Raw genomic sequence first — 12,580 nt, 5'->3', positions numbered from 1 at the left:
GCTGATTCGGAGAGACCGTGACCGCTTTTGCCCCGGACTCGATCGTCCTGAATCGGAAACTGCCGCTCTGGTACCAGGTGTCGCAGTCCCTGCGCGCCTCGATACTGGGCCGCACCCCCGACGCCCCGCTCCGGCTGCCCACCGAGGAGCAGCTGGCGGGGCACTACGGGGTGAGCGTGCTGACCATGCGGCAGGCGCTGAAGGAGCTGGAGGACGAGGGTCTCATCACCCGCCACCGGCGGCGCGGCACCTTCATCGAGCCGAGCGCGCGGCGCGGCTCCCCCGTCCGGCTGCTCGGCTCGGTCGACGCGATCGTGGCCCAGCAGTCGGGCATGACCACCCGGCTCCTGGAGCACGGCACCGCTCCGCTCCCCGCCGAACTGGCCGGGCACTTCCCGGGGTCAGCGGAGGTGGCGACGTACCACCGGCTGCGCAGCGACGAGAAGACGGGCGAGCCCACCAACCACGCCCGCAACTACGTCCGCCCCGAACTGGCCGCCCGCATCGAGCCCGCCGACCTCGCGCGCTGGCCCATGACGAAGGTCCTGCGCGACGTGGTGGGCGTCCGCATCAGCCGCATCACGGACACCGTCGAGGCGACGCTCGCCGACCCGGAGACCGCGCGGCTCCTCGAAGTGCCGCTGCTCAGCCCGATCCTGCACTACACCGGCGTCACGTACGACGAGGAGGGCCGCACCCTGGACGTGGCCCGCATCCACTACCGCGGCGACCGCTTCTCCTTCTCCGTCACGCTCGACGCGACGTGACGGCTCCGGGCGGACACGTCGTACGATGCCGGGCGTGACGCACGACGAAGCGCCGCTGCTCGCCGACCTCATGCCGTGGTCCGTCGCACCGCTCCGGCCGGGCCGCGGGTGGCCGATGGGCCCGGACCCCGCATCCCTGAAGGCCCGTTGGGGCGCCCTCGTCAGCGCCGGGGGCCCGGACCGCGAGGCCCTGTTCCGGCCGACCCGCGCCCGCACCCTGCACACCGCGGTGGCCCAGCTGCCCGGCCACGCCGGCGGAACGGGCCGGCTGGCCAAGGAGTCCGGCCCCTGCCCCGAGCCCGTACGCGTCCTGCACGGGCCGTTCGACGAGCAGTGGCTGATCCCCGACCACCGCCTGCTCGACGTCGCGAGGCCGGAGCTGTGGCGGGTCGCGGGCGAGGGCCAGCTCTTCGCCGTCGAGCAGGGCCACGTCCCGGGGACCGCGGGACCCGCCGTCCTCGCGTCGGCGGTCCTGCCGGACGGCCGCTCACCCGCCGGGCGGCCGGGCAGGATACGGCCGCTGTTCCGCCGCCCCGGCGGCCTGGAGCCCAATGTGGCGCCGGGCCTGCTCACACATCTGTCGGACCTGCTCGGCCAGGAGGTCACCGCGCGCGCCCTGCTCGCCTGGGTGCTCGCGGTCGGCACCGGTTCCGCGGCGGGCTGCCGGGTGCCGCTCACCCACGACTCCGGGGTCTGGGCGCGGGGCGTGGAGCTCGGGCAGCGGCTCCTGCGCCTGCAGCTGCGCGGCGACGGCGAGCGCCCGAAGCTGCCGGGCGGACGCAGGCCGTACGTCCGGGCGCCGCTCCCCGCCCGGCCCGACGTCCTGGCGTACGACGCCGAGGACGAGGTCCTGCGGGTCGGCGAGGAGGGCGTCATCTCGCCGGTGGCGAGGGAGGCCTGGGAGTACGAGGTGAGCGGGGTGCGCGTCGTCGAGCGCTGGTTCGCGCGGCGCACGGAGGCGGCGGAGCCGGGCACACTGGAGGCGATCCGCCCCCCGGCCTGGCCCCAGCCGTGGACGTCCGAACTGCTCGAACTGATCACGGTGCTCACCCTGCTCGCGGAACTCGAACCGGCCCGGGCCGAGTTGGCGGCATCACCCGGCACCCCGCTCACCGCGTCCGACCTCCGCGCCGCGGGCATCCTCCCCGTCCCCGACACCGCCCGGCGCCCGGCGTCCGTCCTCGACCACCACGAAGAGGGCCCGGACGGCCAGTTCGCCCTGATCTAGCGGGGCGTTTGGTGTTGTTTCGCATCGATACATTGAGGTCTCGCCGCCTCAACGCCTTGAGACAGGAGGGTCGAGGGAAGGGTGAGCTCCAGGTTGTCGAGACCGTCAGCACGAGCGGTAATACGCGTCCATCCACGCCACCCCGGCCGCGATCTGTGACGGCAACAGCCCCGTCTCACGCTCCAGCTCTGACGGACTCAGCTCTTCTTCCTCACGCGCCACCGTCGCGCGGGCAATCTCGTACACGGACGTTTGGGCGAGCTCAGCGAGCAGAGCGGCTTTGAAATCCACGGAGTTTTGGAGGAGTTCGGTATATTCGGGGGAGTCGTTCCGTGCAAGAGCGGCAGCAATCTTGACAGCCTCCGTGGACGCCTTCAACGCCGAGGGCAATTGGGTACCGTCCTGCGATATTACCCAGGCAAGATTATTCCATGCCTGGACAATGTCTGCTTGGTAAGCGTCCGGATTCCTTTCAGGCAGTCGGTTGAGGGTGGCCAGGGCCTCTCGGGCAGCGGAGTGGGCCTCATCGCAGCGCCCCAGGTGCACGAGTGGAACGCAGCGACGGATCAGGAGGCTAGCCAGTTCCGGTCCTGCTTCGTCAGGTGTGCTCTCGACCGCGCGGCGGGTGAGAGCGATTGCTTCGTCGATCGCGCACGCGGCCTGCCCATAGTTCTCATCTTGGGCAGTCGAGGTTGATCCGAGGTCCCCGTCCTCCCCACACCGCTCTGCCAGTTCAATCAGGGTGTCCCCGAGGACCTTGAGAGCTCGGACTGCGCAACTGTCGTTACCTGTCTCCGTGGAGAGGTCGGCACTTCGCCGGAAGTGGAGGCGTGCCTGGTGGAGCTGTCCGTCCTCCGAAAAGAGTTCTCCCATGAAGGCCGAGGCTCCCGCTGCAATGTCAGTTTCCCAGGGGCCGCCGACTTCGAGCGCACACGCAATGCATTCTTGGCAGGAGCTGATGGCTTCGGCGCGCCGACCGGCACCCCTCAGGGCGTCGGCAAGATTCAGCAGGGCGAGAGACTTTACGCTCCTGCTGGTCTGGGACAGTACTTCCAGACTCCCCCGTAAGGCGTCAATGGCCTCGTTGTACTTCTCGTGCTCTATGAGGAGTTCGCCGTAGTTCATGAGCGCTACGGCTGCAATGTGCCGGCTAGGGCCTCGCTGCAACAGAGGAACGGCTTGCTCGGCCGTCCGGAGCGCTTCCTCGCCGTGCCCGGCGCTGCCGAGGGTTAAGGCGAGGGCGCGAAGCGCCGTGCCTTCGCCGAGTTGGTCACCCAGCCCGCGGAATATTTCCGCCGCCTTGCGGGCCTCAGTGATGGCGTCGCCATGGGCCTTCAGCACGCGCAATGCGTCGCTGAGCGACACGCCGGCTCGGGCCGCTCCACGCTGATCACCCAGGGCATTTGCAGCCCGGACGGCAAGTTCGGCGCTGGCACGCCACTGTTCCGGGTAGCGGTGCATGGAGAGGTAGTTCTCCATGGCCATGAGCAGGTCCCGGGCAATATCGTTGTGACCCGTGACTTCTGCCAGAACACCTATGGCGAACAGACTGTCTCGTTCTGCGTCCAACCAGGCGATTGCCTGGGTCCGGCCGGGGAAGCCGTGGGGCGCCGGTTCCGACAGATAGACCACGTATTCGTCGGCTCTCGTTGCGCGTTCAAGGTAGTACAGGAGAAGCCGTCTCACGTCACTTGCCGTCGTGGGGTGTTCGGCTGCCCGTTCGCCGGCATATACCCGGACCAGGTCATGCAGGCCCCAGCGGCCCCAGACAGCTCCGGGTTCGACCAAATGGGCTCGGCGGAGCTTCAGGAAGAGTTGCTCGGTGCGCCACTCCTCCGCAGCGGCCACGTGCGCGGCCGTAGCGGTGGAGAGTTCAGGGCCGGGATTCAGCGCGACCAGCCGGAACATCCTCGCCTGGGATTCGCTCAGCTGCCGGTACGACAGATCCAGGGCAGCCCGAACGGCGCGGTTCTCGCGCGTGAGTTGGTCCAGCCGGTGCTGAACGTCAGACAGAGCCTCACGTAGAGAGGCAAGCGGGCGGCTGGGAGCCTCGGCGAGAAGGGCAGCAGCGATTCGCAGGGCAAGGGGCAGGCCCGCGCACAGCCGAGCGATCGTCGAAGCGTCCTCGATGGCGTCGGTCACGCGGGTGTCGGCAGGGCCGCGGGCCTGGAAGAGGGCCTTGCGCAGCAGCTCAACGGAAGCGTTCTCGTCGAGGATGTCGAGGTCGTGGAGGCGAGCCCCCACGTCGAGGGTGTGGCGGGACGTAAACAGGGCTGCGGTAGTGCCGTCGGTGGGCAGCAGTGAAACGACTTGCTCGGTGCTGGAGACGTTGTCGATGATGACCAGGACGCGCTGATTCTGCCTGGCGAATTCGGCCAGCACGCTGCGGTAGAGGCGCGAGCGGTCCTGCAGTTCCTCGGGGATGTGCTCGTCGGGTATGCCCAGGGCCTGGAGCAGGCCGTGCAGTGCCTGCGCGGGGGACAAGCGACGCTCGGTGTCGTAGCCGAACATGTCGACGAACAGTGCCCCTCCGGGAAACCAGCCCAGCCTCTCCGCCTGGGTGGCGGTCTGCACGACGAGTTCGGTCTTGCCGACCCCAGCCAGGCCCGCCACCGACGCCACCCACACCGCTTCCTGCCGCCGTGGGCCGGGAGCCAGCCCTTGCAGCAATTCCTCCACATGGGTGTCCCGGCCAGTGAAGGCGGGCGCAGCCGGGGGCAGGCCGTGCATCGCCGAGGTGACCGGAGCAGGCAGCTGCAGACTGATACTCCGCCCCTGGACCACCCAGCCGAAGAACACGCCATCGTGAATCTGGTTCGACGTGTCCCGGCCCGCGCCGTCTTCACCGGCGTCGTCGGCCTCAGCCATGCCGGTCAGTCTTCCGCCGACGGCGAGCCGGGGAGGATCGGGGGCGGAGCGGTGAAAAAGACTTCGGAGAAGTCCCGGCCCTGCACAGCCGGGCCGTGGAAGGTGCCGCCCTTGATCTCGTTGTGCACCTCGCCATCACCGGTGCGCACCAGCTCTGCCTGCTCGTGCCATCGCTGCAGCCCTGGCCGGAAATCTGCGTCCACGGCGGCCCGCACCGGCAACGCGGTACTCAGCTCTTGAGCGCGGGCCGGATCCGCCGGTGCATGCTCCATGCCTGGCCAGCTCTGCCTCCCCGAGCTCACCGTTGAGCAGCCCTCAGTTTCTTGGCGGCGCTGGAACGGGCGCCGCACCAGTGCGCTCAGTCCGGCCCACGACTGCCGCCCGACCTCGCCACCAACGCCACCAGCCAAAGCCGCCGGCAACCCCACCGAAATCGGCTCCACACCGGACCCCCCTCGTATCACCCCGTATCTATTCGTTCACTGACAGTAGACACACTATGAGAAGCGGCGGTTCCCTCAAAGACTGTCGAAGCGTCTCGTGAGAGGGCAGGCCACCAGGTCGCCGTGAGAGGCCAGAGGACTGTCCGATCCCAGTTCCTCCTGTCCGATCACAACCCGGACTCGCTCATTGGTCTTTGGCCGCTGCCGGCGTGACCACCTCGCAGTTCATCCGGAACATGACCCCAACAGCAGCCACCCCGGCGACCTGTCCGACGAACGCTGGCAGCTGATCGAGCCAGGCTCACCGCCTGGCGGGCCGAGCGCCCCGGCCTGGACATCGGCCGCCCGCCCGGACACGACCTGCGCTCGCTGATGAACGCGATCCTGTACGTGAACCGCACCGGCGCCCCCTGGCGCTATCTGCCGCACGACTTCCCGCCCTGGCCCACGACCTACCGCTACTTCGAAGGACGCGAGGCGAACTGTCCGCCTGCGTGCTGGACTCCCAGACCACCAAGACCTCCGCCAACGTGCACCTGGACGACCAAGGCACCGGCGCGGGCAAGCGGATCATCGGCGGCAACCGTCACCTCGACTGCGACACCCTGTGCCTGCTGCTGACCGTGCTGGTCACCGCCGCGAGTGTCTTTCGACACCGCGGCCGGTGCCACCTTGCTCACCCGCATCGCCACCGCCCATCCGCAGATACGCAAGGCATGGATGGACGCCGGGTACCGGACCACCGCCATCGACCACGACACCCGCCTGGCCTCGACGTCCACCCTGTCCAACGCCCGCCGGCCAGCGAGGGGTTCACGGTCACTCCGCGACGCTGGACGATCGAGCGGAGCATCGGGTGACCCATGCACCACCGCCGATTCGCCCGCGACTACGAAACGCACCCGCACCGGTCCGAAGCCATGGCCCACCTCACGATGATCGACCTCATGGCCCGCCGCCTCACCGGCCAAGCCGCACCCAGCTGGCACGGAACCCGAACCGGCATCAAACACACCTCACAGGGTCAAACCCTCAGTAGGGGGGCGCGGGGCACTGCGCGGCCAGTCACAGCCGGACCCACGGATGCAGCACTCCCGGCGAAGCACCGCTCAGCGAAACGAGTCGAGCAGACGTCGCAGCGCCCGCTCGAAGCTCTCGTCCGCGTCCCCGGGCGGCGGCGCCTGCGCCAGCATGTCCGCCAGCCGCGGATACGCCCCGCCCGCCACCTGCCGGAGCAGGTAGGCCGTCCGGACCTCCTGCTCCTCCTCCGCCGACCACGGCAGGCCCCTCGTGCGCTCGGCGACGGCGATCTCGTTGGCCACGGCGGTCATCGCCGTGCCGTTGACCATCGCGATGAGCTCCATCTTGGTGCCGTGGGGCGCGTCGAGGCCCTCCAGGACGCCGAGGCAGTGCTCCAGATACCGCAGCGCGTTCGGGCTGGAGCCGTAGACCGTCGACATGACGTGCACGAGCCACGGGTGCCGCCGCAGGATCGCCCGGGTCTGCCGGCCGAGGGCGAGCATCTCCGCGTACCAGTCGCCGCCCACGGCCTCCTCGGACAGCTCGTACTCACCGCTGGCCATGTCGACCATCAGCTCGTACAGGTCCTCCTTGCGCGGCACGTAGTTGTACAGCGACATCGTGCCGCAGCCCAGCTCGGCCGCCACGCGCCGCATGGACACCGCGGCGATGCCGTCGGCGTCGGCGATGCGGACGGCCGCCTTCGCGATGTCGGCCCTGCTGTACGCGGGCTTGGGGCCGCGGCCCGCACGCTCGGGGCGCGCCCAGATCACTTCGGGGGTGGCCGCTCGGCCCGCCATTGATCATCACCTCGCCCCCCATGTTAGTTACGTACAGCGTACGTAGTGCGGTACCGTGAACGGCATGACTACTACGTACGCTGTACTTAGTGAGGGTTTGGAAAAGCGGTACGGATCGGGCGACTCGGCCGTCACCGCCCTGCGGGGCCTGGACCTCACCGTCGCCGAGGGCACCGTCTGCGGGCTGCTCGGCCCCAACGGCGCGGGCAAGACCACCGCGGTCCGGGTGCTCACCACCCTGCAGACGCCGGACGCCGGGACCGCGCGCGTCGCGGGGCACGACGTGGTGCGGGATCCGGCTGCGGTACGCCGGCACATCGGCGTCACCGGTCAGTACGCGTCGGTCGACGGCGATCTGACGGGCCGGGAGAACCTGCGGCTCTTCTCCCGGCTCCTGCGCGCGCCGCGCGGACGCGCCGACGAACTCCTCGAACAGTTCGGCCTCACCGACGCCGCGGACCGCCCGGCCCGTACGTACTCCGGCGGCATGCGGCGCCGCCTCGACCTCGCGGCGAGCCTGCTCACCCGGCCCGCCGTCCTCTTCCTCGACGAGCCCACCACCGGCCTCGACCCGCACAGCAGGAACGACATCTGGGAGGCCGTGCGGAAGCTCGCGGGCGAGGGCACGACGGTGCTCCTCACCACCCAGTACCTGGCGGAGGCCGACCAACTGGCCGACGACATCGTGCTGATCGACGGCGGCCGCGCGGCGCACCGAGGCACGCCCGCGGAGCTGAAGGCGCAGATCGGGAGCTACGCGGAGGTCGTCGTCGCGGAGGGCGGGGAACTGTCGGCGGCGGCCGCCGTCCTGGACCGGCTGACGGGTGCGGAGCCGGTGCTCGACACGGAGTCCCGCACCGCCGGGGCCGTCTCCCCCGATCCCGCGCTCACGCTGCCGCGCCTCGTCCGCGAGCTGGACGCGGCGGGAGTTCCCGTCGTCGACGTGAGCCTGCGCCGTCCGTCGCTGGACGACGTCTTCCTGCGGCTCGTCCCGTGAGCCCGGCCGCCGCCCTCGCCCCGGACCACAGGCCCGATTCCCGACCCCCGGAGGTCTCCCCCATGAGCGCCATCCTCTACGACGGCACGGCCATGCTGGGCCGGCATCTGCGACGCGTCCGGCACGCGCCCGCGATCCTGGTCATGACCCAGACGATGCCGATCGTCTTCCTGCTCTTCTTCGGCTATGTCTTCGGCAGCGCCCTCGCGATGCCCGGCTCCGACTACCGGGCCTTCCTCGTGCCCGGCATGCTCGTCGCGACCGCCGCCAACGGCATCATGACCGGCATGTTCACCGCCGCCCAGGACACCCACCGGGGCGTGACGGACCGGTTCAGGACGCTGCCGATGAGCAGGGCCGCCGTGCCGCTCGGGCAGGCGCTGGCCGATCTGGTCACCACGGCGGCGGGGCTCGTGCCGCTGGCGCTCGTGGGGCTCGCCATGGGGTGGCGGATCGAGGGCGGGCCGCTCGCGGCGGCCGGCGCGTTCGGGCTGCTGATGCTCTTCCGGTTCGCGACCACGTGGATCGGGATCCTGCTGGGTCTCGCGTCGCGGAGCGAGGAGGCGGCGGGCCAGCTGGGCAGCGCCACCTTCATGCTGCCGCTGCTGTCGAACGCGTACATCCCGACCGACGGGCTGCCGTCCTGGCTGCGGTTCGTCGCCGAGTGGAATCCGATCAGCGCGGTGGCGACGGCGGTGCGCGACCTGTGCGGCAACGCGCCCGTCCCGGCGGACGCGGCCTGGCCGGTCACCCAGCCGGTGGCGGGGTCGGTCCTCTGGTCGCTGGTGCTGCTTGCGCTGTGCGTGCCGCTCGCCGTCCGGCGGTACGCCCGCGGCGAGCGCTGAAGGCCGCGGGGGGCAGGAGCGCTTCGGCGAACGCGCACCGACCGGGGGAGTGTGGGCACATCGGCCCGGCGGTCGGTGCGGTTCGGCTGGATCTCCGCGCGTCCGGAGCCGGCGAGCGGCCCCGCGAGGCAGGGGTGTTACAGGGTGGTGTGACAGACGGGGGAGGGAGAGCGGGGTGGCGGGAAAGACCCGCCGCGGAGCGGCGGTTCAGTCCCGGGGGCCACCCGCGGTCAGCGTCCGCCGAACAGCGAGCGCCGCAACCGGCGCAGTGGCGCGAAGAGCGAGACTCGCCTCACTCGGGCACCCCTGCTGCTGCGGGCGTGCGCGGTGTCACGTGAGGTCAGCTCACGCATCAGCAGCGTCGCCTCGTGCGACTCCCGCTGTGGGACGGCGGGGCCGCCCAGCACCGAGAGATGGCGGTCGAGACGCGAGCTGCTCGCGCTGCTGCCACAAGTGATCGCAGGGACACGCGCCCTGCTGCGCACCGTTATCTGTTCCATGTCACTCCCCACCCGTACGAGGGCACCCGGCCCAGGGCAGGTTAACCCTATCGCCCCATCCTGACACGCGTGTATCCCGGGCGCAGGATTCACCTACCCCACAAGGAGGTTGACGATTACTCTCCGAATCCAACTGATTCCAGGGCGAGTTGGACATACGGCCTGACCGTGCACTGCCAGCCGCCTCCCGGCCACCTCCCGACCGCCTCCCGGGCCTCCGGTGACGTGGGCCATCTCACGTGGTCCTGCATGCGACGTCCTCGCCCTTGGGTGTGGATTGGTGTGCAAGGGGGCCGCAACAGCGCTCGGTTGAGCTAGTTTTGTGGAGAATCGCACCGCTGCGGATGGGGGCGCCCGTGAGCCGACCAGAGCGCGTGATCGCCGGGCGGTACCGCCTTCTGGCGCCGTTGGGCGAGGGGGGCATGGGCACCGTGTGGCGGGCCCGTGACGAGGTGCTCGGCCGCGAGGTGGCCGTCAAGGAAGTGCGCGCCCCCGCCGGGCTCCCGGCGGGCGAGGTCGACCGGCTGTACGCGCGCCTGGAGCGCGAGGCCTGGGCCGCCGCCCGCATCCCCCACCGGAACGTGGTGACGGTCTACGACGTAGCGAGCGAGAGCGGCCGCCCCTGGATCGTCATGGAGCTGGTCCGCGGCCTCTCCCTGTCGGACGTCCTTGACGCCGAGGGAGCGCTCGCCCCGCAGCGGGCCGCGCGGATCGGCGCCGAGATCCTGGGCGCCCTGCGCGCCGCCCACGACGCCGGGGTCCTGCACCGCGACGTCAAGCCCGGCAACGTACTCATCGCGAACGACGGCCGGGTCGTCCTCACGGACTTCGGGATCGCCCTGGTCGAGGGGAGTTCGGCGCTGACGATGACCGGCGAGGTCGTCGGGTCGCCCGAGTTCCTCGCGCCGGAGCGGGCGCTGGGGCAGCGGCCGGGGCCCGCGTCCGACCTGTGGTCGCTCGGCGTGCTGCTGTACGCAGCGGTGGAGGGCAGCTCGCCGTTCCGCCAGGACACTCCGCTGAGCACGCTGCGCGCGGTGGTGGACGAGCCGCTGCCGCCCGCCCGCAACGCCGGGCCGCTCACACCGGTCATCGAGGGGCTGCTGCGCAAGGATCCGGACGCGCGGATGTCCGCGGCCGACGCCGAGCGCGAGCTGCGCGCCGTCGCCTCGGGCGCCACCCCGCGCGTCGGCAGCGCGCTCCCGTACCTGCCGACGGCCACGGCCGAACGGCCCCCGTCCGAGCCGACACCGCCCGCTCCCCTGCCCGCCCCGGCGCCGTGGCCCACCACGGCCACCACCGACACGTCGGCCGGTCCCGCCCGGTCCCGCCGGGCGGTGGTCGTTCTGGTGGCGGGGCTCGTCGCGCTGGCGCTCGCGCTCGGCGGGATCACGTACGCCCTGGTCAACCGCGACGACGGCGGAGGCGGCGGCAATGAGGGGAGTGACAGCGGCGGCGGATCCACCGGTGGCGGCGGCGACGGTTCGTCGGAGGGCTCGGACGGCGGCTCCGGCGGGGGCGGTTCGACCGGCGGCTCCACGGACGGGAACGGTGACGACGGCGGCTCCACCGACGGCGGCGACGGAGGCGGCGGAAGCAACGGAGGGGACGGGGGGAACAGCGGCAGCGGAGGAAACGGGGGAGGCGGGGGCACCACCCCGGCCCCGCAGTCCGTGAAGGTGCACGTCACGGGCGCCTACACGCGGTACGAGGGCGTCTGCCCGCCGCCGGCCGCTCAGGCACCGTCGTTCACCGCGACGTTCACGGTGGGGCGCGCCCCCGCCACCGTCGAGTACCGCTGGGTGACGAAGTCCGGCGAGCCGAGCGAGCCCGGCTGGAAGACGCTGTCCTTCCCCTCGGGGAGCAGGACGCGGCAGGTCAACCACGTGGAGACGGCGTACGACACGGGTGGCGGGACGCACGAGAACGCGATCAGCGTCGAGGTGCGCAAGCCCGTGGAGACGACGTCGAACTCGGTCGCGTACACGGTGACCTGCGAGGAGGAGACCCCGACGGGCGGGGCCTCCTACACGCCGAACGGGTACGGAAAGCCGGCGGGGGTCAGGCCGCCGCGGTGAACACCGGGAGGTAGCCACCGGACTGGCCGGCGGCGGTGGGGTGGTAGGACTCGCCGGGGTTGAGCCAGTTGACGCTGTGCAGCCAGGGGCTGCCGGAGCAGATCTCGTGTCCCGCGAAGGTGGAGGTGACGTCGCCGAAGGCGAAGCCGTGGTCGGCGGCGCGCTTTTCGGTGGCGGCGTTGAGGTGGTCAGCGGCGCCGTTGATGGCGGCCCGCTCGCGCTCGGAGAGGCCGGCGACGCAGCTGCCGCTGAGCTTGTAGAAGCGGGGGTAGCCGAGGACGACGACCCGGGCGGCGGGGGCCTTCGCGCTGATCGCGTCGTACACCCTGTCGAGGTTCCCGGGGAGGGTGGAGTCGACGTACTGGCGCGCCTGGTTGATGCGGGCCAGGCAGTTGCTCTCGGACTGCAGCACACAGGTCGTCATGACGTCGGCGAAGCCCGCGTCGTTGCCGCCCACGGAGAGGGAGACGAGGCCGGTGCCGGGGCCGAGCGGGCCCAGCTGGTTCGCCAGAACATCACCCGTACGAGCGCCCGAGCAAGCGGTGAAGTTAAAGCTTGAGGGTGAGTGGGCGGCCGCCCACAGGACGGGGTAGGCGCGGTTGCTGCGCTTGCAATTGCCGCTTCCGCTGTCGTAGTTGCCGGCGCCGACGCCCGACGAGTAGGAGTCGCCGAGGGCCACATAGCCCGTGGCCGTGGCCTTCTGGTCGGCCGGCTGTTCGGCGTGGGCCGCTGCCGCGCCGGTGAGCGCGAAGGCGGCCGCGAGGAGGAGCGAGGACATGTATGCCGTGATGCGGGACAATTTCATGGAACCTCCCTTAGCAGGGTTTCTGCCTCGACCGTGGTAGCACGCACCCCCAGCCGCCGATAGTGTTCATGTCAATAAGTTCTTGAACAATTCCCTTGCCGGAGCCGGAAGTTCAGCTGCGGCCGGGGGCCGGCGTAGAACATCTGCACGCCCCCTCCGCATCTTGACGGGCCGCCGAAGGGTGGGCGACATTGAAGCCCGGCATCCGGCGCGTCGGGGGGCAAAGTCGCCC

Annotated in this window: 10 protein-coding genes and 1 pseudogene; 6 read left to right on the top strand and 5 right to left on the bottom strand. The window is 70.8% G+C overall.

What is annotated here, in order from left to right; translation table 11 throughout:
• Positions 1-17 precede the first annotated feature (17 nt).
• A complete protein-coding gene (locus tag AB0H82_RS11640) occupies positions 18-767 on the top strand; it encodes a GntR family transcriptional regulator (RefSeq protein ID WP_362991346.1) in 750 nt (249 codons plus the stop codon).
• Positions 768-792: 25 nt separating this feature from the next.
• Entirely contained in the window at positions 793-1,995 is a 1,203-nt protein-coding gene (locus AB0H82_RS11635; protein WP_362991344.1) for a type ISP restriction/modification enzyme, read from the top strand.
• A 105-nt stretch (positions 1,996-2,100) separates the two neighbouring features.
• Here AB0H82_RS11635 and AB0H82_RS11630 read toward each other — a convergent pair whose 3' ends face one another.
• Entirely contained in the window at positions 2,101-4,863 is a 2,763-nt protein-coding gene (locus tag AB0H82_RS11630) for an NB-ARC domain-containing protein (RefSeq protein ID WP_362991342.1), read from the bottom strand.
• A 5-nt stretch (positions 4,864-4,868) separates the two neighbouring features.
• Positions 4,869-5,135: a hypothetical protein gene (locus tag AB0H82_RS11625; protein WP_362991340.1), complete on the bottom strand. Its 267-nt coding sequence runs from the start codon at positions 5,133-5,135 to the stop codon at positions 4,869-4,871.
• Positions 5,136-5,571: 436 nt separating this feature from the next.
• Between AB0H82_RS11625 and AB0H82_RS11620 the strand changes: the two are divergent.
• Positions 5,572-6,301, top strand: a pseudogene (locus tag AB0H82_RS11620) (transposase); the annotation flags it as partial.
• A gap of 114 nt (positions 6,302-6,415) precedes the next feature.
• Here AB0H82_RS11620 and AB0H82_RS11615 read toward each other — a convergent pair.
• Positions 6,416-7,126 carry a TetR/AcrR family transcriptional regulator gene (locus tag AB0H82_RS11615; protein WP_362991338.1) on the bottom strand — a complete coding sequence of 237 codons (711 nt, stop codon included), beginning with the start codon at positions 7,124-7,126 and terminating at the stop codon, positions 6,416-6,418.
• Between the two features lie 64 nt (positions 7,127-7,190).
• Here AB0H82_RS11615 and AB0H82_RS11610 point away from each other — a divergent pair, with 64 nt between their 5' ends.
• Complete coding sequence (locus AB0H82_RS11610; RefSeq protein WP_362991336.1) at positions 7,191-8,123, top strand: ATP-binding cassette domain-containing protein; 933 nt, start codon at positions 7,191-7,193, stop codon at positions 8,121-8,123.
• Positions 8,124-8,185: 62 nt separating this feature from the next.
• Entirely contained in the window at positions 8,186-8,968 is a 783-nt protein-coding gene (locus tag AB0H82_RS11605; protein WP_362991334.1) for an ABC transporter permease, read from the top strand.
• 230 nt (positions 8,969-9,198) lie between these two features.
• On the opposite strand, the gene AB0H82_RS11600 is transcribed toward AB0H82_RS11605, so the two are convergent.
• Positions 9,199-9,468: a hypothetical protein gene (locus AB0H82_RS11600; RefSeq protein ID WP_358590355.1), complete on the bottom strand. Its 270-nt coding sequence runs from the start codon at positions 9,466-9,468 to the stop codon at positions 9,199-9,201.
• A gap of 344 nt (positions 9,469-9,812) precedes the next feature.
• Between AB0H82_RS11600 and AB0H82_RS11595 the strand changes: the two genes are divergently transcribed.
• Positions 9,813-11,543 carry a serine/threonine-protein kinase gene (locus AB0H82_RS11595; RefSeq protein WP_362991332.1) on the top strand — a complete coding sequence of 577 codons (1,731 nt, stop codon included), beginning with the start codon at positions 9,813-9,815 and terminating at the stop codon, positions 11,541-11,543.
• Here AB0H82_RS11595 and AB0H82_RS11590 read toward each other — a convergent pair.
• Positions 11,527-12,348 carry an SGNH/GDSL hydrolase family protein gene (locus tag AB0H82_RS11590; RefSeq protein WP_362991330.1) on the bottom strand — a complete coding sequence of 274 codons (822 nt, stop codon included), beginning with the start codon at positions 12,346-12,348 and terminating at the stop codon, positions 11,527-11,529. The two genes, AB0H82_RS11595 and AB0H82_RS11590, sit on opposite strands and share 17 nt — an antisense overlap.
• Positions 12,349-12,580: the final 232 nt, after the last annotated feature.

This window comes from Streptomyces sp. NPDC050732 (genome assembly GCF_040654255.1).
In the GTDB taxonomy this organism is placed as follows: Bacteria; Actinomycetota; Actinomycetes; order Streptomycetales; family Streptomycetaceae; genus Streptomyces.
Note: the sequence above shows the minus strand (reverse complement) of the source record. Positions and strands in the feature narration are given on the sequence as shown.